The organism is Microbispora sp. CSR-4 (genome assembly GCF_008033685.1).
GTDB lineage: Bacteria > Actinomycetota > Actinomycetes > Streptosporangiales > Streptosporangiaceae > Microbispora.
In genome coordinates, this window is the sequence record NZ_VJVX01000002.1 from 46,937 (window position 1) to 66,678 (window position 19,742).

General features: G+C 72.8%; 21 protein-coding genes. 10 read left to right on the plus strand and 11 right to left on the minus strand.

The features are described from left to right. Positions 1-31: 31 nt before the first annotated feature. On the plus strand, positions 32-781 hold the full coding sequence (locus FLV34_RS03625; protein WP_147942360.1) for an SDR family oxidoreductase: 750 nt from the start codon (positions 32-34) through the stop codon (positions 779-781). A 1-nt stretch (position 782) separates the two neighbouring features. On the opposite strand, the gene FLV34_RS03630 is transcribed toward FLV34_RS03625, so the two are convergent. Then, entirely contained in the window at positions 783-2,021 is a 1,239-nt protein-coding gene (locus FLV34_RS03630; RefSeq protein ID WP_147942361.1) for a nucleotide sugar dehydrogenase, read from the minus strand. A 193-nt stretch (positions 2,022-2,214) separates the two neighbouring features. On the opposite strand from FLV34_RS03630, the gene FLV34_RS03635 reads away from it, so the two are divergent. Together FLV34_RS03635 and FLV34_RS03640 are read left to right on the plus strand one after the other, a co-directional pair. After that, entirely contained in the window at positions 2,215-3,357 is a 1,143-nt protein-coding gene (locus tag FLV34_RS03635; protein ID WP_261985644.1) for a glycosyltransferase, read from the plus strand. Beyond that, on the plus strand, positions 3,354-4,475 hold the full coding sequence (locus FLV34_RS03640; RefSeq protein ID WP_187280531.1) for a hypothetical protein: 1,122 nt from the start codon (positions 3,354-3,356) through the stop codon (positions 4,473-4,475). The genes FLV34_RS03635 and FLV34_RS03640 overlap by 4 nt, the downstream gene beginning before the upstream one ends. A gap of 6 nt (positions 4,476-4,481) precedes the next feature. On the opposite strand, the gene FLV34_RS03645 is transcribed toward FLV34_RS03640, so the two are convergent. Next, positions 4,482-5,702 (minus strand): ABC transporter ATP-binding protein, encoded by a 1,221-nt coding sequence (locus FLV34_RS03645; protein WP_142645382.1) that lies wholly within the window; start codon positions 5,700-5,702, stop codon positions 4,482-4,484. Between the two features lie 136 nt (positions 5,703-5,838). On the opposite strand from FLV34_RS03645, the gene FLV34_RS03650 reads away from it, so the two are divergent. Further along, the gene (locus FLV34_RS03650) at positions 5,839-6,828 is read left to right on the plus strand and encodes a LacI family DNA-binding transcriptional regulator (protein WP_260617063.1); all 990 of its coding nucleotides are present in this window, start codon (positions 5,839-5,841) and stop codon (positions 6,826-6,828) included. Here the strand turns inward: FLV34_RS03650 and FLV34_RS03655 are convergent. Then, positions 6,818-7,306, minus strand: a complete 489-nt coding sequence (locus FLV34_RS03655) for a glutathione peroxidase (RefSeq protein WP_142645384.1) — start codon at positions 7,304-7,306, stop codon at positions 6,818-6,820. The genes FLV34_RS03650 and FLV34_RS03655 overlap by 11 nt on opposite strands. Positions 7,307-7,624: 318 nt before the next feature. Here FLV34_RS03655 and FLV34_RS03660 point away from each other — a divergent pair, with 318 nt between their 5' ends. Then, positions 7,625-8,182 carry a transglycosylase SLT domain-containing protein gene (locus FLV34_RS03660; protein WP_240970904.1) on the plus strand — a complete coding sequence of 186 codons (558 nt, stop codon included), beginning with the start codon at positions 7,625-7,627 and terminating at the stop codon, positions 8,180-8,182. Between the two features lie 19 nt (positions 8,183-8,201). On the opposite strand, the gene FLV34_RS03665 is transcribed toward FLV34_RS03660, so the two are convergent. Continuing rightward, a complete protein-coding gene (locus FLV34_RS03665) occupies positions 8,202-8,894 on the minus strand; it encodes a TetR/AcrR family transcriptional regulator (protein ID WP_142645385.1) in 693 nt (230 codons plus the stop codon). Positions 8,895-8,999: 105 nt separating this feature from the next. On the opposite strand from FLV34_RS03665, the gene FLV34_RS03670 reads away from it, so the two are divergent. The 3 genes from FLV34_RS03670 (at position 9,000) to FLV34_RS03680 (ending at position 11,741) form a co-directional block, all read left to right on the plus strand. Continuing rightward, the gene (locus FLV34_RS03670) at positions 9,000-10,112 is read left to right on the plus strand and encodes a ferritin-like domain-containing protein (RefSeq protein ID WP_142645386.1); all 1,113 of its coding nucleotides are present in this window, start codon (positions 9,000-9,002) and stop codon (positions 10,110-10,112) included. A gap of 91 nt (positions 10,113-10,203) precedes the next feature. Next, positions 10,204-10,767 (plus strand): hypothetical protein, encoded by a 564-nt coding sequence (locus FLV34_RS03675; protein ID WP_147942363.1) that lies wholly within the window; start codon positions 10,204-10,206, stop codon positions 10,765-10,767. Further along, positions 10,767-11,741, plus strand: a complete 975-nt coding sequence (locus tag FLV34_RS03680) for a hypothetical protein (protein ID WP_147942364.1) — start codon at positions 10,767-10,769, stop codon at positions 11,739-11,741. Before FLV34_RS03675 ends, FLV34_RS03680 begins: the two co-directional genes overlap by 1 nt. A gap of 157 nt (positions 11,742-11,898) precedes the next feature. Here FLV34_RS03680 and FLV34_RS03685 read toward each other — a convergent pair whose 3' ends face one another. Genes FLV34_RS03685 through FLV34_RS03695 form a run of 3 tightly spaced genes read right to left on the minus strand, consistent with a single transcriptional unit; the run spans position 11,899 to position 13,481 of the window. After that, positions 11,899-12,225, minus strand: a complete 327-nt coding sequence (locus tag FLV34_RS03685; RefSeq protein ID WP_142645389.1) for a DUF202 domain-containing protein — start codon at positions 12,223-12,225, stop codon at positions 11,899-11,901. Between the two features lie 7 nt (positions 12,226-12,232). Further along, positions 12,233-12,568: a YidH family protein gene (locus FLV34_RS03690; protein ID WP_142645390.1), complete on the minus strand. Its 336-nt coding sequence runs from the start codon at positions 12,566-12,568 to the stop codon at positions 12,233-12,235. Between the two features lie 52 nt (positions 12,569-12,620). After that, positions 12,621-13,481 (minus strand): helix-turn-helix domain-containing protein, encoded by an 861-nt coding sequence (locus tag FLV34_RS03695; RefSeq protein ID WP_147942365.1) that lies wholly within the window; start codon positions 13,479-13,481, stop codon positions 12,621-12,623. Positions 13,482-13,560: 79 nt separating this feature from the next. Between FLV34_RS03695 and FLV34_RS03700 the strand changes: the two genes are divergently transcribed. Next, on the plus strand, positions 13,561-15,033 hold the full coding sequence (locus FLV34_RS03700; RefSeq protein ID WP_147942366.1) for an MFS transporter: 1,473 nt from the start codon (positions 13,561-13,563) through the stop codon (positions 15,031-15,033). A 27-nt stretch (positions 15,034-15,060) separates the two neighbouring features. On the opposite strand, the gene FLV34_RS03705 is transcribed toward FLV34_RS03700, so the two are convergent. Both FLV34_RS03705 and FLV34_RS03710 read right to left on the minus strand, forming a co-directional pair. Beyond that, positions 15,061-15,426 (minus strand): NAD-glutamate dehydrogenase, encoded by a 366-nt coding sequence (locus FLV34_RS03705; protein ID WP_142645392.1) that lies wholly within the window; start codon positions 15,424-15,426, stop codon positions 15,061-15,063. Positions 15,427-15,431: 5 nt separating this feature from the next. Further along, positions 15,432-16,232: a ferritin-like domain-containing protein gene (locus tag FLV34_RS03710; RefSeq protein WP_185948912.1), complete on the minus strand. Its 801-nt coding sequence runs from the start codon at positions 16,230-16,232 to the stop codon at positions 15,432-15,434. Between the two features lie 159 nt (positions 16,233-16,391). On the opposite strand from FLV34_RS03710, the gene FLV34_RS03715 reads away from it, so the two are divergent. Continuing rightward, on the plus strand, positions 16,392-16,652 hold the full coding sequence (locus FLV34_RS03715; RefSeq protein WP_142645393.1) for a ubiquitin carboxyl-terminal hydrolase 14: 261 nt from the start codon (positions 16,392-16,394) through the stop codon (positions 16,650-16,652). Between the two features lie 81 nt (positions 16,653-16,733). Here the strand turns inward: FLV34_RS03715 and FLV34_RS03720 are convergent, their stop codons facing one another. Beyond that, positions 16,734-18,323 carry a Na+/H+ antiporter gene (locus tag FLV34_RS03720; protein WP_142645394.1) on the minus strand — a complete coding sequence of 530 codons (1,590 nt, stop codon included), beginning with the start codon at positions 18,321-18,323 and terminating at the stop codon, positions 16,734-16,736. A 61-nt stretch (positions 18,324-18,384) separates the two neighbouring features. Continuing rightward, the gene (locus FLV34_RS03725; protein WP_147942367.1) at positions 18,385-19,623 is read right to left on the minus strand and encodes a hypothetical protein; all 1,239 of its coding nucleotides are present in this window, start codon (positions 19,621-19,623) and stop codon (positions 18,385-18,387) included. Between the last annotated feature and the right edge of the window lie 119 nt (positions 19,624-19,742).

The following is a 19,742-nucleotide window of genomic DNA, read 5'->3' on the forward strand; positions in this document are numbered from 1 at the left end:
AGGGGACCTCCATGGTGGGTACGCTGCCGTCATGCCCACCGCACTCATCACCGGCGCGACCGCCGGGATCGGCGCCGCCTTCGCGCGCCGCCTGGCCGCCGACGGATTCTCCCTGGTCCTGGTGGCCCGTGATCAGGAGCGGCTCGCCGCCTCCGCCGAGGCCCTGCACAAGCGGTACGGCGTGCCGGTCGAGCCGCTGCGCGCCGACCTCGCCACCGACGAGGGGATGGCGGCGGCCGAGCGACGGCTGACCTCCGGCATCGACCTTTTGATCAACAACGCCGGGTTCGGGCACCACGGCGGCTTCCTCGACACCCCCGTGGAGGACGAGGTGCGGATGCTGCGGCTGCACTGCGAGGCGGTGCTGCGGCTGACCCGGGCGGCCCTGCCGTACATGATCTCGAAGAGGCGGGGCGGCGTGATCAACGTGGCCTCGGTCGCGGCGTTCCTCCCCGGCGGCACCTACAGCGCCAGCAAGGCGTGGGGGGTGAACTACAGCGCCTCGGCGGCCGACATCGTCAACCGGCACGGCGTGCGGGTCATGGCGCTGTGCCCGGGGTTCGTACGGACCGAGTTCCACGACCGGGCCGAGCTCGACATGTCCGGGCTGCCGCGCTTCGCGTGGCTGTCGGCCGACCGTGTCGCCGCCGACGCGATGCGCGACCTGGCGCGCGGGGCGTGGGTGAGCATCCCGTCGGCCCGTTACAAGGCGGTCGCGACGCTCGCCCGGCTCCTGCCGCTCAACCTGACCGGCCGCGTGGCGAGGCTGCGCTACCGCTGAGTCACAGCCGTTCGACGTTCGGGCCGCGGCAGCGGCCCCGGGTGTCGAAGACGAACCGGCTGGCCCGCTGCACCAGGTCGTAGTCGTAGCAGTCCTGCCCGCCGAGCACGACGACCGCGTCGGCCCTGGCCAGCTCGGCGGCGTCCGGCTCGACCACCTCGACCCCGGCGGGTACGACGAAATCGTCGGGGCAGCGGTCGTCGGCACGGGGGTCCGCGGCCCGCACCCGGGCGCCGAGCCGGCACAGCGTCTTGGCGACCTCGACGGGCGAAAGCCCCAGCAGCAGGATCCTGCTGCCCCTGATCGAGCGGCACCTGCGGTTCAGCGCGAGGCCGAGCCGGTCGACCACGTGGGCGGGCATGTGCGCGTTGACGTCGTTGGCCGCCTCGACCAGCCGGAAGCCCCGCCCGACGCCGCGCCGGATCCCCCACGGCAGGTATGTCACGTCGAGCGGCAGGCAGGGATCCTCGATCCCCGGGCAGGGCACCGGGGTGGCGTGCCCGAAGGGCGTGGTGGCGGCGGCCTCGACCGCCTCCCACACGTCGACGCCGAGTTGCGCGGCGAAGATCGACAGCTCGTTCGCCAGGGCCGCGCCGACGTGCGCGCGGGCGGTCTCCAGCAGCGCGCACATCTCCGACACCCGGGGCGAGGAGACCGGGACGGTCTCCCGCACGAGCCTGCCGTAGAAGTCCGTCACCGCCCGCAGCGAGGCCGCGTCGACGCCCGAGACGACCTTGGGGGTGTTGCCGAGCCGCCAGCGCGGGTTGCCCGGCTCGGCCCGGTGCGGGCTGTGGCCCAGATGGAAGTCCTCCCCCGCGCGCAGCCCCGACCCCTGTTCGAGCAGCGGCCGTACGAACTCCTCGGTGGTGCCGGGATAGGCGGTGCCCTCCAGCACCACGGTCGCCCCCGGCCGCAGGAACGGGGCGATCCGGCGGACCGCCGAGCCGAGCGGGCCGAGGTCGGGCGCGCCGCCCCGCATCCGTACGGGCGGGGTGAGCACGCAGACGTCGAACCCGGTGGCGTCGTCCGCGTCGGCGCTGGCCGCGTACCTGCCGGAGGCGTGCGCGGCGGCGAGCGCGTCCGCGCCGACGCCTTCGGCACACGGCTCCCCCGCGTTGAGCCGCTTGACCCGCCACCCGTCCTCGTCGAGGCCGACGACGCGGAATCCCGCCTCCACGGCGCGCATCGCCAGGGGCAGCCCGGCCGGGCCCTGGCCCACGACCACCAGCTTCTCCGCCACGCTACGACTGTAGGAGTGATCCCTCCGCCACCCCCGGGATTGGCGGACGGGACGGCTGTAAGGCTTGGGTACGGATAGGGAAAAGTCTCTTCCGGCGGCGTCCGGGAGCCCAATCGGAAGTGGGACCGCGGACTAGCTTCTCCGACATGATCAGGGAGGAGCCAGCATGAAACCGGACGACCGGATTCGTGTCATGGAAATAATCGCCCGGATGAACGTGAGCGGTCCCGCCACCCAGGTCACGGGGTTGTGCGAGCGGCTCAGCCCGGTGGAGTTCGACCACCGCCTCTACACCGGATACGTCGACGGAGGCGAAGGCGACCACCTGCAGCTTCGCGACGCGACGATCCCGGTCCACCGGGTGCCGGGCCTCGGCCGCGCGATCAAACCGGCCGACGACTATCGGGCCCTGTTCCGGCTGACGAACGCGATGCGCGAGTTCAAGCCACATATCGTGCACACCAGGACCACCAAGGCGGGTGCGCTCGGCCGCCTCGCGGTGCGGCTGTCGGGGGTCGGGGCCGCCCGGGTGCACAGCTATCACGGCCACCTCCTCGACGGACAGCTCTCCCGCCTGCGGCGGGCCGCCTACGTCCGCACGGAGCGCCGGCTGGCGAAGATGACCGACCGCCTCGTCACGGTCGGCGCCCGGGTGCGCGACGACCTCCTCGCGGCCGGGATCGGCCGGCCCGAGCAGTACGTCGTCATCCCGCCGGGCGTCGAGCTCGCCCCGCTGCCCGAGCGCTCCCAGGCCCGCGCCTCGCTGGGCGTCCCGCTGGACGCGCCGATCGTGGCGTACGTCGGCAGGCTGAAGAAGACCAAACGGCCCGACCGGCTCGCGGAGGTCGCCAAGGCCGTGCTGGCCCGGCTGCCCGGCGCCCGGTTCCTCGTCTGCGGCAGCGGTGAGCTGAAGGAGGAGGTGGAGCGGGCCGTCATGCCGATGTGGGAGTCCTTCCGGCTGCTCGGCTGGCGGCGCGACGTCGAGACCGTGTACGCCGCGGCCGACGTGGTGCTGCTCACCTCCGACAGCGAGGGCACGCCGCTGGCGCTCGTGGAGGCCGGCATGGCGGGCCTGCCGGTGGTGGCCACGCGAGTCGGCAGCGTTCCCGAGGTCGTCATGGACCATCGCACGGGATTCCTGACCGAGCCCGACCCGGACGAGATCGCCGACCGCCTCGTACGGCTGCTGGTGGACCCCGGCCTGGCGCGGCGGATGGGCGAGTCGGCCCGGACATGGACGGGCCGGGCGTTCTGCGTGGACCGGCTGGTGGCCGACACCGAGGCCCTCTATCGGACGCTGCGCGGCGCGACGCGATCGGAGGTGGGCAGCCGATGACGCCCTTTCCGGCACTGGCGCCCGCGCTCGCGGGAGCGGTCGCCTGCCTGCTCTCCGCCGTGTGCCTGCGCCCGGTGCGGCGCATGGCGCCCTACCTGACCGGGATGGCGCTCGCGGCGGCCACGGCGGGCGCCCTGATGACGGCGTACGGCGCGCCGGACCGGTGGGTGAGCGCGATCCTGCTGGCCGCCGCGGCCGTGGCGTTGCTCGGCCTCATCGCCGACGTGGGCGCGCTGCCGCTCGTCACGCGGCTCATCGTGGAGTCGCTCGCGGCGGGCGGTGTCGTGCTGTGCGGCGTCCAGGTGACGCTGACGGGCGACTGGCTCGACGGCCCGGTCAGCGTGATGTGGATCGTCGCGATGACCAACGCGTACGGGCTGCTCGACCGGCTCGGCGGCGCGCTGGCCGCGGTCGCCGCCGTCACCGGCGCGTTCCTCTCCGTGACGGCGCTCGTGCTGGGCGACCCGGCACTCGCGGTGCTCCCGGCCGCCCTGACCGGGGCGTGCCTCGGCGCCATCCCGTACGGCAGAGCGCGGGGCAGGGCACGGCTCGGTCCGTCCGGGTCGCTGTTCGCCGGGTTCGTCCTGACCTGCACGGCCGCCGGGCTGACGGCCGGGCGCGGCACGGCCGTGATCGCGGCCGGGCTGCTGCTGCCGGCGCTGGCCGCCATCGTGGGGGCCGGGGCGTACGCCGCCCGCCGGGAGGCCCGGCGGGCGAGCCGGGCGACCGGACCGGCGCGGAAGGCGGCGCCCGCGCTGTGCGGCGTCTCGGCCGGCACCGGGACGGCCGGGCTCGCGGTCGCGCTCGGCTGGGTGCCCGCGGGCGCCGCGGCCACGGCCACCGCCGCGACCGCCGCCGCGGTGCTCTGCTGCACGCCCCTCAGGCACGGCCTCTTCACGCGCCTGCGGCGCGGCTACCCGGCGCGCCCTCGGCAGGCGTTCAACCCGGCGCGCCTCCGGCACGGGTTCGACTCCGCGCGCCTCCGGCACGACCATTCCGAGCGTGCGAGGTGGGCATCGTCGCGGATGACGGCCGGCGACGACCGGTCGCGCGGGCCTGTGCCGCCCCCGCGCTCCGCGGCCGGAAATCCCCCGCCGCGCGTCGTGCGGCGGGGGTGACCGGGATCAGCGGCCGATGTTGGCCTCGTGGCCGATGGACAGGCCCGAGTCGACGTCGAAGAAGTGCAGGTTGTGCGTGTCGACGACGAGCTCGATCTCCTGGCCGGGACGGACGTGGCTGCGGGCGTTGACACGCGCGGTCCACAGCGACTTGTCGCCGGTCAGCGGCAGCGTCGTCTCCTCGTCGTCGCCGTCGTGGGCGGCGGCCACGGTGTCCTTGTGCTCGACCGGCGGGGCGTCGATCGTGAACAGGACGTTGATCTCCGAGCCCAGCTCCTCGGTGACGTTGGCGCGGACCGGGATGCGCACCCACCCGGCGCTGTTGCCGCTGGCCGAACCGGCGTCCTCGAAGTCGGAGGGCCGGATGCCGAGGATGATCTTGCGGCCGATGTAGCGGTCGAGGCCCGGCTTCTCCGCGAAGGTCGAGTCGGGGACGGGGAGGCGGTAGCCGGCGAAGGCCACGGCCGCGCCGCCGTTGTCGCGGACCAGCTCGGCGTAGGTGAAGTTCATGGCCGGGGAGCCCATGAAGCCCGCGACGAACAGGTTGACCGGGTCGTCGAACAGGTTCTGCGGGGTGTCCACCTGCTGGAGCACGCCGTCGCGCAGGACGCAGACGCGGTCGCCGAGGGTCATGGCCTCGACCTGGTCGTGGGTGACGTACACCGTGGTGACGCCCAGGCGCTCGTGCAGCTGGTTCAGCGAGGCGCGCATGGAGACGCGGAGCTTGGCGTCCAGGTTGGACAGCGGCTCGTCCATGAGGAAGGCCTGGGGCTCGCGGACGATGGCGCGGCCCATCGCGACACGCTGGCGCTGACCACCGGACAGGGCGGCCGGCTTGCGCTTGAGGTACTGCTCGAGGCCGAGCATGCGGGCGGCCTCGTTGACCCGCTTCTGGATCTCCGGCTTCGACATCTTGCGCAGCTTGAGGCCGAAGGCGAGGTTCTCCTCGACGGTCATGTGCGGGTAGAGCGCGTAGTTCTGGAAGACCATGGCGATGTCGCGGTCCTTCGGGGGAAGGTGGTTCACGACACGGTCACCGATGACGATCTCGCCGCCGCTGATGTCCTCCAGGCCGGCGATCATCCGCAGGGCGGTGGACTTGCCACAACCCGACGGGCCGACCAGCACCATGAACTCGCCGTCCTTGATCTCCAGGTTGAGGCCGTTCACGGCCTTCACCCCGCCCGCGTAGATCTTGTCGACGTTGTTCAGAACGATTGAAGCCATCCCCAGTCCTTCGCGTTCCCGAGCCAAGATGATGTGGATACGTTTTCATGACTCTCCCGTGAAATACCGCCTATTGTCAAGATTTCGGTAGCAAGACCCATGGAACCATGGTGGAATCGTTTCCATGAGTGGTCCAGTGCAGCGACGGATAACCATCAAGGAAGTGGCGGAGGCCGCCGGGGTCGGGGTGGCCACCGTGTCCCGTGTCCTGTCGGGCGGCTCGGCGAGCGCGGAGACCCGCGAGAAGGTGCTCGCCGCGGCGGCGCGGCTCGACTACCGGCCGAGCGCGCTCGGACGCAACCTGAGGCGCCAGCGGACGGGCGGCATCGGGCTGCTGGTCCCCGACATCACCGACAGCTTCTACGCGCGGCTGGCCGACGGTGTGCTCTCCTGCGCCCGCTCGTACGGCGAGCCGGTCACGGTGGGGGTCACCGGCGACGACCCCGAGCGGGAGGCCGAGCTGATCGGCACGCTCATCGAGCAGAGCATGGACCGGCTCATCGCGGTGCCGTCCGGGGACGGCGAGATGTGGGGGCCCGCGCTGCGCGCCGGGCTCAACGTCGTGTTCGCCGACCGGCGGGTGCGCGCCGACGTGCCCAGCGTGGTGCCCGACGACCGGGCCGGGGTGCTGACGGCCGTGGAATACCTGGCCGGGCTGGGCCACCGGAAGATCGCCTACCTCGGCAGGCACGGCCAGTCGCAGCGGGTCGCCGCGTTCACCTCGGCGATCGCCTCGCTGGGCCTGCCGGCCGACCGGGATCTGGTCGTGCACGCCCGGTCGAGCCGCGACTCCGCGTACGCGGCCGCCGCGGGCCTGCTCCAGCACCGCGCCGACGTCACGGCGGTGATCGCGGGCGGCAACGTGCTCGGTGAGGCGGCCGTGCTGGCCGCTCGCGAGCTGGACGTGCGCATCCCGAGGGACGTGTCGCTCATCATGTTCGACGACGTGCCCTGGGCCGAGCTGTGCTCCCCGCCGCTGACGGTGATCTCCCAGCCGGCCCAGGACATCGGCTACCGCGCCGCCGAACTGGTGTTCCGGCAGGGCAGGCGCCCTCCTGCCGTCACGCTGCCCACCCAGCTCGTCGTGCGGGCGAGCTGCGGGCCGAAGGCGTCGGCTAGGAGATGACCTTCTCGATCGCCTCGGCGATCTCCGGGGCCTCGGGGACCACGCGGGGGCGGAACCGGGCGACCACCTGGCCGTCGGCGGCGACGAGGAACTTCTCGAAGTTCCACTGGATGTCGCCCGCCTCGCCCTCCGTGTCGGGGGTCGCGGTCAGCTCGGCGTACAGGGGGTGCCGGTCCGGGCCGTTGACCTCGGTCTTCTCCAGCAGGGGGAAGTCCACGCCGTACGTCGTGGAGCAGAACTCCTTGATCTCCTCCGCCGAGCCGGGCTCCTGGCCCATGAACTGGTTGCAGGGCACGCCGACGACCGTGAACCCCTTCCCGGCGTACGCCTTGTGGAGGGCGACCAGGCCCTCGTATTGCGGGGTCAGCCCGCACCTGGACGCCACGTTGACCACCAGGGCGGCCCCGCCGCCGAGCAGATCGCCGAGGGTCGTGCTCTCGCCGTCGATCGTGGTCACCGGAATGTTGAGAACGCTCATGTCCGCACCCTAAACGAGCGTCGCGTGCGGTCTCGCCGCAGGGCGTGCCGCGCCGCGCACGGTAAGCCGCGCCTCGTGGAAGGGTCGGCGTTGGGGGGCGGATCGGCAAAGAACCGTCCGCGGCGTGCCGCAGATGCCGTCGCGGAGGCGGGCGGCCGTATTTCAATCCGCGTGAGGACCCGTCGCGGTGCCCGCCGGAAGCTCTTGATGATCCGGTGCGGGCCGAGCGGACGGCGGCGCCCACGCCATGGGCGCGCGACCGCGCGGCGGGCGCACGCGCGCCCGCCTTCCGCACGCGACCCGACGACAAGGACCGATTTGGACAGCAACAGCGTTCTACGCAGCACAGTCGCCGCCGTCATCGCGGCCACCGTCGCCGGTGGCGGAAGCGGAGTGGCCTGGGCCGGCGAGTGGGCCGCCCAGGCCGGGACCGGAGAGACGGCGCAGACCGGAGAGACGGCGCAGACCGGGGAGACGGCACGCACCGGAGAGAGCGTGCGGCCCGTCATCCACGTCGGAGTGTGGAAGACGCCGGTGACGGCACAGCCGCCGCGGTTCCGCCGGGCGCCGGCGAAGCTCCGCAGCAAGGCGTACGCCTTCCGGCTCGTCACCCGCAACACCTGGTCGGGCGAGCAGTTCCAGTGCCTCGACAGCCTCTGGACCAGGGAGAGCAACTGGAATCACCGGGCCTACAACCCGGGCTCGGGCGCCTACGGCATCCCGCAGGCGCTGCCCGGTCACAAGATGGGCTACGCCGGCAACGACTGGCGGTTCAACCCGCAGACCCAGATCAAGTGGGGGCTGCGATACATCAAGGGCCGATACGGCTCGCCGTGCGGCGCGTGGGGCCACTTCCGGTCCCACAACTGGTACTGACCCGGCGGAGGCGCCCGGCCTACTGCCGGGCGCCTCCACGACCGGCCCGCGCGCCGCCGCGCTCGCCCTCCCCGGCGCCGGTATGGGCGTCCGCCCGCGCCGCGGCCCGTACGGCCATCGCCTGGACCAGCAGTTCCAGGCCGAACTCGAACTCCTCGTCGTGGTCGCAAGAGTCCAGATGCGACCGCAGCTCGCTCAGCACGGGAAACAGCGCCGGATCCACCTCGGCGACCGTCGCGCCGCCCCGTACGGGAGCGAACGTGGGGGTCACCCCCACCTCCCGCAGCAGCGAGCCGACGACGTACGCGATGAACATCCGCAGCATCCGGACGGCCTCCCGGCTGTCGAAGCCCGCCTCGCGCAGGGTCGCCAGTGCGCGCTCCACCGGGAGAAGGCCCGCCGTCGAGTTCAGCTGCCTGCTCACCACGACCATCGTGCACCGGGGATAGTGATGGGCGATGCGCCGGAAGGCCCGCGCCTGGATGCGCACCCGCTCGGTCCAGTGGGCGGACGGGTCGTCGGTGAAGCCGATCCGCGACAGCACGTCCTCGGCGACCGCGTCGAGCAGCGCGGCCTTGCTGGGCACGTGGTTGTACAGCGACATGACGCCGACGCCCAGCTCGGCGGCGATCCTGCGCATCGAGACGGCGTCGGCGCCCTCTCTCTCGATGAGCTCCACGGCGGCGGCCACGATGCGGGTGCGGTTGAGCATGACCGAATCCTCTCGCCGCCACATGGTCTCCGTCCATTGACGTACGTACAGCGTACGTGACACGCTCGCAGGGATACGTACGGTGTACGTCGAGGGAGGTCCCCCGTGTCGACCCACGAGCTCTACACCATCCCCGCCGAGCTCTCCACGTGGGACGTGGAGATGACCGGAGCGGCCCGGTTCACCTGGGAGTACGACGAAGGCCGCGACCGGATGCTCGCCCTCTACCAGAAGGGCAAGGACAAGCAGTGGGACTCCGTCAAGCGGATCGACTGGGACCTTGAGGTCGATCCCTGCAACGTCCTCGGCGTCCCCGACACCACGCTCGCCATCTACGGCTCCCCGCTGTGGGACCGCATGGACGCCCGGCAGCATGACGAGGTGCGCAGGCACAACGCCGCCTGGCAGTTCTCCCAGTTCCTCCACGGCGAGCAGGGCGCGATGATCTGCTCGGCCCGGATCGTGGAGTCGGTGCCCGACCTCGACTCCAAGTTCTACGCCGCCACGCAGACGATGGACGAGGCGCGGCACGCCGAGACGTACGCGCGGTTCCTGCAGGAGAAGGTCGGGCTCGCCTACCCCATCAACGAGCACCTCAAGGCGCTGCTCGACAGCACGCTGAACGACTCGCGGTGGGACATGCCCTACCTCGGCATGCAGGTGCTGATCGAGGGCCTGGCCCTGGCCGCGTTCGGGGTGATGCGCGACATCGCCACCACGCCGCTGCCCAAGCAGATCCTCGCGTACGTCATGCAGGACGAGGCCAGGCACGTGGCGTTCGGCCGGATGGCGCTGCGCGACTACTACCGGAACCTGTCCGAGGCCGAGTTGCGCGAGCGCGAGGACTTCGTCATCGAGGGCTGCTACCTCATGCGCGACCGGCTGCGCGGCGCGGAGATCTGGGAGACCATGGGGCTGTCGCGGCAGGAGTCCGCCGAGGCCATGGAGTGTGTGGACCGGTCGGAGTATCTGCGGCTGTTCCGTGCGCTGCTGTTCAGCCGGATCGTGCCGTGCGTCAAGGACATCGGCCTGTGGAGCCCCCGCCTCCAGAAGGCGTACGCCGACATGGGCGTGCTCGAGATGGCCGGGCAGAGCCTCGACGCGCTGATGCGGCAGGACGAGGAGATCGCCGAGCGGCTCGACGCGGAGCGCTTCGCCCGCGAGGAGGAGGAACGGGCGGAGGAGGTCGCCGAGACCATCGCCGCCGCGGACGACTGACCAGGGCTCGTGACCCCCACGGCCGCGGACGTCGGAGAGATTCGCGGGCTTTGTCCACCTGTGCAGGGAATCCTTGTCATACTCCGTCTTCGTGACTGTGGAGCTGACGCAGAGTGGCCGCGGGTCTCGCCGCGTCGTGATCGGGGTGATCGGCCTGGTCCTCTTCCTGCTCGCCGGCGCGGGCGGGTTCGCCGTCGCGTCCGGCTATCGCGCACAGGACACGAAATACTGCGGCCACGAGTGCGTTCCCGGGTTGAAGATCGGCACCGTGGTCGAGGCGCTGCAGGGCCGGGGGCACACCTGCGCCGACAACAGGCAGCTCTGGTCCTGCGAGCTGAAGATCGGCAAGGTGCGGTTCGAGGCGGACCTCTTCCGGGTCGCCAAGGTGACGGACTTCTACGAGTACATCGGCAAGATCGAGGCCAGGATCGTCGACCCCGGCACCACCACGGCGGCGGCCGGGCTGGATTACATGTCGTGGTTCGCGACGCTGCCGCACCGCGACGACCCCTCGACGGCCAAGAAGGTCGGCGGCTGGCTGGCCGAGCAGCTCGCGGGCGACGGGGATGTGACCTACGTGCTCGACTGGGAGTACACGCTGGAGCGGAAGCCGGGCACCCGGTCCGTCGAGCTGACGATGAAGCGGAGACACTGATGGCGGCTCCACCCCCCGGCCGGCCGTACTCTCCCGACGGCAGGTTCTGGTGGGACGGCGCCGCCTGGCAGCCGGTTCCGGTGCAGCAGCCGGTGCAGGCCGCGCCTCCGGGCACTCCCCCACAGCCGGGCTTCCCCGTGCCGCCCCCTCCGGGGCCGCAGGCGCAACCGGGCTTCCCCGTTCCACCGCCCCCGGGCTCACAGGCGCAACCGGGCTTCCCCGTGCCGCCGCCCCCAGGCTCGCAGGCGCAACCGGGCTTCGCCGTGCCGCCGCCTCCGGGGCCGCAGACGGCTCGGCCGTACGCCGCCGGGCCGCAGGCGTGGACACCGGCGCACGATCCTGCGGGGCCGCCCGGTTCCGCGGCTTCCGTCCCGGTCCCGCCGGACGCGCCGCGCCGCCGGGGGACGGCGGTGTTCGCGCTGGTCACGGCCGGCGTGCTGATCGCGGCGCTGGCCCTGGGCGGGGCCGCGGGCGCGGCCGTGGGACTCGCGACCACCGAGCCGGTGACGGACGACCGCGCGCCTTCCTTCCCCGGGAGTTTCCCCTCGGAAAAGCAGCGTTACCTGCCCAAGGTGACGTTCGGCATGCTCGCGGTGGACTGGCTGCAGGGGGCCGGCTCCTGGACCTGCGCGACGTCCACGGCGGCCGACCCGGTGACCGGCGCCACGAAGAACACGATCTGCCGGCCGGGCGACGCCTCCCGTCTCCACATGTCCGTCTCCATCTGGTACGACGCGCCGGACAAGGTGCTCTCCGTGAAGGCCCGCTGCGATCTCGGCGTCGGATCGAAGGCGTGCACGAACCTGTTCGCCATGATGGCGGACACGCTGCTGTCTCCCGACCGGACCCTGCGCGCACGGGCGGCGAGCTGGGCGAAGAAGAACGCGGCCAAGGCGGCGGTGACGTCCGTCGGCGGCGTCCGGCTGGAGACCGCCCTGCGCCCGCACACCATGGAGGCCGTGCGGGCGATCTGACCTCCGCTGCCGCCTGGGCGCCCGCCTCGCCCGGGGGGATTCACGCGCTCGCGCCACGATCCCCGCCGGGAAGACCCTCTCCTCACCGACGACCCGGCGCGATGACGCCTCGTGGCGCGCGGGACGGTCTCGCCCGCCTGCGCGGGACGTGCGGTGTTCAGAGGGCCATCGTGAGCACCATGATCAGCGCCGCGGCGGCGACGGCGAGCGCGCCGGCCCAGACGATGCGGGCGTCCCTCCGGCCGTCGACCAGGCTTCCCTGCCGCAGCGCCCGTTCCAGGCGGCGGTGGCGGATCCCGGTGCGCAGCAGCAGCACCGCCCCGGCCAGCGCGGCCGCCGCGAAGGGGACGGCGAGAACGGGCAGATCCTGGCGCACCGAGATCCCGGCCGCCGCGATGCCCGAGCCCGCCATCGTCACGGCCGTGCGGACCCAGGCCAGCCGGGTCCGCTCGCTGTGCAGCCCGGGCCTCGGCTCGCCGCTCACGCGCCGATCACCGTTCCAGGACGATGAGGAGCAGGGCCAGTACGGCCACCCCGGCCACGCCGTACCCGAACATGGGGGCCAGGGCGGGCGGCGGGAGCGCGCGGTCCTGCCGGAGCGCCCGGTCGATGTGCCGCCAGCGGGGATAGGCCGAGCCCGCCGCCACGGCGGACAGCAGCACGAGCACGACGGCGAGCAGCGTGCGCACCCACGGCACGAAGACGTCCTCGGGGACGACCGCGATGGCGATGCCGCCCGCGCTCAGTGCGAGGGAGGTGCTGATCCAGGTGAGGAACGTGCGCTCGTTGGCGAGGACGAAGCGGGGGTCGGGTTCGTTCTCTTCCATGCGATAACGCTATTTCTGCCCCTTTTCCCCTAGATTTGCCGGGTTGCCACTTCTACCGTGCGTGGGGCGACGCCGTCCGCGTCGTCGTGGCGGCCAGGTGCCGCAGCCTGTCCTCCGACTCCGAGCCGGGCTCGGCGGCGAACAGGTCCATCCCCTGCAGTTCGGGGTCGCCGGGCAGGCCGACGAGCTCGGCCGACAGCCGCAGCTCGCCCACGACCGGGTGATCGAGGACGTAGTCGCGGTGGGTGGCGGCGGCCACGTGATGCTCGTGCCACAGCCGCCCGAACTCGGGGCTCTGCCGGCAGATCGCGTCGACGTGCTCCATGATCTGCGCGTTCCGCGGATAGCGCGCGGCCAGCACGCGGAGCCGGGCCACGTGCTCCCGGGCGAGCCGCGGCCACCCGTCGCCGTGCATGCGCCTGAACCCCTCGTCCAGGAAGATCAGGTGCCCGATCGTCCTGCGCTCTTCCGGCATCGCGGCGAAGTCGGCGAAGACCGCGGCCGCCAGCGTGTTCCAGGCGACCACGTTGACGTGCCGTCCGAGGACGAGCGCGGGGGTGAGCACCAGCGAGTCCAGGACCCGCTGCAACCCCGGCCTGACCGGCGCCTGCGCGACGTCGTGACCCCGGTGCGCCGGGCGGGCCAGCGCGTGCAGGTAGGCCCGCTCGTCCCCGGTGAGCCGCAGCGTGTCGGCGATCGCGTCCAGCACCTCGGCCGAGACGTTCCGGCCGTTGCCCTGTTCCAGGCGCGTGTAGTGGCTGACGCTGACCCCCGCCGCCAGCGCCAGCTCCTCGCGGCGCAGGCCGCGCACGCGCCGCGTCCCGTCGGCCCTGTACGGCAGGCCGACGTCCTCCGGCCGCACGCGCGCCCTGCGGGACTTGAGGAACTCGCTCAGCTCGACCCCTCGATCCACATCGTCAAGCCTAGGCAACTTCTGAGTAGTCAGAACGCGGTGCTGGCTGAGGTGCCGGGCCCGCGATCAGGCTGCCCGCATGAGATCTGCGTTCCCGCTCATGCTGCTCGGACTGGGCAGCTCGATCACCGCCCTCGACTTCACCGTCGTCTACGTCGCACTGCCGCAGATCGCCCACGAGGCCGGGTTCTCCCCGTACGCGCTGCAGTGGGTGGTCAGCGGCTACGCGGTGCCGTTCGGCGGCTTCCTGCTGCTCGGGGGCCGCCTGTCCGATCGGCTGGGCAGGCGGCGCATGTTCGTCGCCGGCCTGCTGCTCTACGGCGTCGCCTCGCTGCTCGGGGGGCTGGCCTCCTCTCCTGTGCCGCTGATCTGCGCCAGGGCGCTGCAGGGGCTCGGCGGTGCGGTGCTGATGCCCGCGACCCTCTCCCTGGTCGTCACCATGTTCGAGGAAGGACCGGCCCGCAACCGGGCGATGAGCGTGTGGGCGGCGTGCGGCGCCGCCGGGCTCAGTCTCGGCGCGCTGCTCGGCGGCGTCCTCACCGGCGCGTTCGGCTGGAAGGCGGTCTTCTTCGTGAACGTGCCGCTGACCGCGGTGGGCGCCGCCGCGGCGTTCGCCGTGCTCACCCCCGACGGGCCGCGGCGGCCGGGCGCGATCGACCTGCCGGGGGCGCTCACCGGCACCACGGGCGTCACGGCACTCGTGTTCGCCGTCGCGCAGGGCCCCCGGTGGGGGTGGCTCTCCCCCGGCGTCCTGGCGTCCGCCGTCGCGGCGGCGGGGCTGCTCGCCGCCTTCCTCGTGATCGAGGCGCGCGGCCGCGACCCGTTGCTGCCGCCGCGGCTGCTCGCCGTCCGGAACACGGCCACCGGCGCCGGGGTCATCCTGGTCTACGGCCTGACCCTGCAGTGCGTGCCGTACTTCCTCACGCTGCACTTCCAGGACGTGCTCGGCTACGACGCCGTCACGTCGGGCCTGGCCTTCCTCGGGCCCACCCTCACGATCACCGTGGGCAACCTGGCCGCCGAACGGCTCATCCCGCGCCTCGGGCTGCGCGGCACCCTGGTCTTCGGCGTCGCCGTGGGCGCGGCCGGAACGGCGGTGCTGGCGTGGCGGCTGTCGGCCGACGGCTCCTACCTCGGCCTGCTGGCCGGTCTGGCCGGCTTCGGCCTGGGCGCGGGCGTGTGGTTCTCCGCGATGTTCATCCTTGCCTCGACCGGTGCGGCCCCGCAGGAGCAGGGCGTGGTCTCCGGCCTGTCCTCCACCGTGCTGCAGGCGGGCAGCGCCGCGGGCCTGGCCGTCCTGGTCGCGGTGGCCGGTCGCGACACCGCCGGCCTGACCGGAGAGGCGCTGCGCGCGGCCACCTCGGACGGCCTGCGCTCGGCCGTCCTGGTCGCCGCCGTGGTCTCCCTCGCCGGTGCGGCGCTGGCGGCGCTCCGTCCGGCCCGGAGGAACCGCGCCGGAGGAGACCGTACGGTGAAGGACCTTGCGCAAGGAGACCCGGCCGGAGGGGACCCGGCGGGAGGGGACTCGGTCGCCCCCGCGGGCCGCGCCTGAGCGGACGGCGCGGCGCGGGCGGCCGGGTCAGAGACAGGCCTGGCTGACCTCGCGCAGGTAGGTCGCGCCGTCGGTGGCGACCTTCTGCGCCGCGTCCACCGCCGCGTTGGCGTCGTCGACATCGAGCTTCTGGAGGCTGTCGGCCAGCCCCTGAAGGGCGTCCCTGAGCGTGGTGTCGGCGGCCTTGTTCGCCATGTCCTCCAGGTCGGCGGCACCGTCCTCGATCTTCTTGCGCATGGCGTCGGGGTCGTTCACGACCGCGCCGATGTCGCTGATGGTCCGGCTGACCAGCCGCGTCGCATCGGCGCACGTCTGCGCCTTCCCCGCGCTCGCGCAGCCGGAGGCGAACAGGACGGCGGCCGCGCAGACGGCGGCGAACGGGAGGAGTCGCATGCCGATCACCCTACCCAACGGCGGCCCGGCCGCCGTGGCACCCGATCATGCCCATGGGGGCCTCCGCGCCCATCCCTGGTCACGCGTCCATCAGTCGTCATCACCTCGGCGACGATCGCGCGGAAGTACCCCGCGACCTCACAGGCGAATGCGGTCCTGGACAGTCCGGTCCCGCGCAGGGCCTCGCCGTGATCAAGGACGACCACGGCCAGCACTCCCGCCAGCAGCGACCACCACAGGGCCGAGGCGATCGCCCGCGAAAGCCGTGAGGATCTCCGGAAGGACGCCCGCAGCCGGTCGCGGTGGAAGGGCACGTGGCGCAGCTCGTCGGCGAGGATCCGGCCCGCGACCTCCGAGGCGAGCAGGTCCCGTACGCCGTCGCGCACCGCGCGGTAGTAGCCGAGCGCGACCACCTCGGCGAGCATCAGGACCATCAGCTCCATGCGGAGACCGAGGAGCCGCCGGAGCCGTACGAAGACCGCGTCGGTCCAGTGACCGGCGATCGTCGCGGCACCCGCCGCCTCCAGGAGCCGGCCCAGCAGGCGGGCGTGCTCGCCCTCCTCGGCCACGAACAGGCGGACCGCCTCCGCGTAAACGGGGTCGCCCGCCCGGCGGGCCTTGTCCATGAGGCGGGCACCGTCGCCGTCCTCGCCGACCTGGAACCGCTGGAGGCTCCGTACGAGGGCGGGCTCCAGCCGTGCTCCCGCGCCCCAGTCGGGGTCGCCCCAGGTGCGCCGCAGCAGCGCCGCGCCCTCGAAGTCGTGTAACCAGGCGGTGAAGTCGCCCGTGTCGACCGTCGTCGTCATGGTCCCCGAACCTACGGAAGCGATGTGCAGATCACGAGGGGGAGTTCGTGGAGGTTCGGCGCACCCGGCACCCGGCACCCTGCACCCTGCACCCTGCACCCTGCACCCGGCGCCGGGGAGGGCGCCGGGCACGGGATCGCGCGCCGTAGCATCTGCGGCATGGGGAACTGCGAACACATGCTCGTCACGGCCGACCCGGACCCGCTCACGCCCGGAGGCTGCCAGGAGTGCCTGGAGCGCGGCATGCGATGGGTCCACCTGCGCAAGTGCCTGGAGTGCGGCCACATCGGCTGCTGCGACTCCTCTCCCGGCAAGCACGCCACCGCCCACTTCAAGGAGACCGGCCACCCGGTGATCCGCTCGTTCGAGCCGGGAGAGGACTGGCGCTGGTGCTACGTCGACCAGCGCCTGGGCCAGTAGACCGCGCCGCCGAGCCAGTAGACCGCGCCACCGGGAGCCCGCGGACCGCGCTCGGCGCGTGGACCGCGCGTCCGAGCGCGCTCAGCCGCGTTCGAGCGCCGCCTCCTCGAAGTCGAGCTCCTGCATGACCCGGTGGAGGACCTCGTCGTCGATGCGCCGCTCGTCGCGCAGCCGCACGAACACCTCACGTTCCGCGGCGAGCATCTCGCGGCGCAGCCGCCGGTAGAGCGAGGCGGGCGTCTCCTCGCCCTCGGGGCCGGTGCCGCCGCCGAGCCGCTCCCAGGCGTGCAGGGCCCGGCGCTCGGCGCGGGTGCGCAACTGGTCGACGACCTCCTGGTGGACGTCCAGCACGCCGTCGGCGGTGAGCTCCTCCAGCCGCGCCAGGGCCGCGGCCGCGGCGGCCTGCTGGGCACCCGCCTCCGCGAGGTCGTCGCCGTACCGCTCCTGGGCGGTGGAGACGCCCAGCCGCCTGATCAGCCAGGGGAACGACAGCCCGTGGACGATCAATGTGCCCACGACGACCGCGAACGTCAGGAACAGCAGCAGGTTGCGCTGGGGGAAGTTCTCGGGGAGGGCGAAGGCCGCGGCCAGCGACACCACCCCGCGCATCCCCGCCCAGCTCGTCAGCACCATGTTCTGCACCGACGGCGCTCTGGGCTCCTCGGCGCGCACCCGCTTCGACAGCATCCGCGGCAGGCAGGTGCTGGCCGGCACCCACACGAACCGCACGAGGACGACCACCAGGAACAGCACGATCGCGTACGTCGCCAGCTCCCCTGGCCGCTCGCCGCCCAGCCCGGCGATGATCGGGCGCAGCTGCAGGCCGATCAGGGCGAACACGATCGACTCCAGCACCAGGTCGGCGACCTTCCAGACCGCGTTCGACAGCAGCCGCGTGCCGTACGTCGTCCGGCTGAGCTCGTGGCCCAGGTAGATGCCGACGATCACGACGGCGATCACACCGGAGGCGTGCACGGCCTCGGCCGCGAGATAGGCGGCGTACGGCACGAGCAGCGAGACCCCGTTGGCGCTCAACGGGTCGTCGAGCCGTCGCAGCACGAAGCCGGACAGGTAGGCGATGGCGAGGCCGATCACGACGCCGAGCCCGGCGGCGAGGAGGAACTGCCCGCCGATGCCGAGCAGGCCGGCGGCGGCGCCGGTCAGCGCGCCCACCGCGGCCCGGTAGGCGGTCAGCGCGGTGGCGTCGTTGAACAGGCTCTCGCCCACGAGGATGGTCAGCGCGCGTCGCGGCAGGCCGAGCCTGCGGCCGATGGCGACCGCCGACACGGCGTCGGGAGGGGCGACGATCGCCCCGAGCGCGAAGGCCGCGGCGAGCGGGAGATCGGGGATGATCGCGTGCGCGACGAAGCCGACCACCACCGTCGTCGCCAGGACGAGCCCGACGGCCAGGAGGCCGACGGGCCTGGCGGCGTCGCGCAGCCGCAGATATGAGCTGTCGAGTGCCGCCGAATAGAGCATCGGCGGCAGGAAGACCACCAGGACGATGTGCGGGTCGAGGCTGTAGTCGGGGACCCCGGGCACGTAGGACGCGGCCAGGCCCGCCACCACCAGGAGCAGTGGGGCCGACCAGTCACGCCATCGAGCCAGGGCTGCGACGCCGAGGGCGCCGGCCGGGAGCAGGAGGAACTGCAGTGCTGTTGCTGTGTCCATCAACCGATGAGGTTACTTACAGCTGGAACTCCCGCCGACCGTGGCCCTCAAACCGTGGTCCTCACCACCCGCGCGACGCCTCCCAGCCCTCTCCGTCCTCGTCCGACCACGGGATCGGGGAGTCCCCGGAGGGCCGCCCGCCGCGTCGCCCTCGGCGCTCGCGCTCGGGGTGCTGGTCAGGAGCCTGACCCGCCGGCCACTGCTCCGGCCGCAGGCGCTCGCCCGTGGTGTAGAGCGGCGGTTCGGTCGCGTACTGCTCGTTCGGATACTGGTCGTTCGCGTACTGCTCGTTGACGTACGGCCGGGCCGGGCCGAGGCCGAGGGGGTCGCTCGGGTCGACCGCTCCGGGCTGCGGGGCCTGGGGTTGCGGGGCCTGGGGTTGCGGGGCCTGCGGCGCCGGGCGGTAGGCCGGCTGCGGGCCGGTCTGGGCCGCAGAGGACGCGACGAGGCGGTCCTGGGTGGGGGTGCCCCGGGCGACGAGCACGTCGTTGGGGCCGAGCGCGGCGGGCGCCGGGGAGGCCTCGGGGGCCGGGGCGGGCGGCGGCACCGGCGGGGGGGCGTACTGTCCCGTTCCCGGATAGTCGGGGTACTCGTAGTCGGACGGGGCGGCCTGCTCCGGATAGCCGGCGTCGCGCCCAGCGTCACGCGACGCGCGGCGGCCCCGTGGGGCGTAACCGTCCTCGCCCTGCGCGTAGCCGTCGCCGGCCCTGCCGTACCCGTCCGGGGCCTGGCCGTAGCCGTCGGGTGCGGCGGCGTGGCCCTCGTCGGCGGCGTAGCCGTCCCGGCCCTGGCCGTACGGGGCCCGGGACACGGCGTGCGGCCCGGTCTGGGGCGCGCCGTAGAGGTCCTGGCCCCCGTATCCGTCACCGGGCTGCCCCGCGTACCCGTCCGGAGCGCCGTAGCCGTCCTGGCCTCGCCCCGCGTACGGATCGTGGACCTGCATGGCGTACGGGTCGTGCACCTGGGTCGCATAGGGGTCCTGCCCCTGGTCCTGCGGGTGCGCGGGATACGACGCGTCCTGGGGGGCGTAGCCGTCCTGGCCCGGCGCCCCCTGCCGTGGGAACGGTCCCGTCCCGGCGTCCTGTTCTTCGCCGCCGGCCTCGGCGAAACCCTCGTCGAGGGTGTCGATCAGCCGTCCCACGTCGTTCATGGGCATGCGGAAACTGGCCGTGCACATCTCGCCCCGCCACAGGCTCAGCACCAGCGTGCCGTCGTGCCACGTGACCCGGAGCACACGGTCCTGGCCTCGCGCGTCGAAGAACACCTCGCCGAACGAGGGCAATGGGACAACTTCCGACATGGCAGACATAGTGCCTTTACCTGCCCTTTTCCGTCCACTCGATCTCGGGAACCCTCGCGAAACTTCCGTTTCTTCCCTTTTCGACCTCACTGGGTAGATCGTTGTTGACCTTGAGAGCA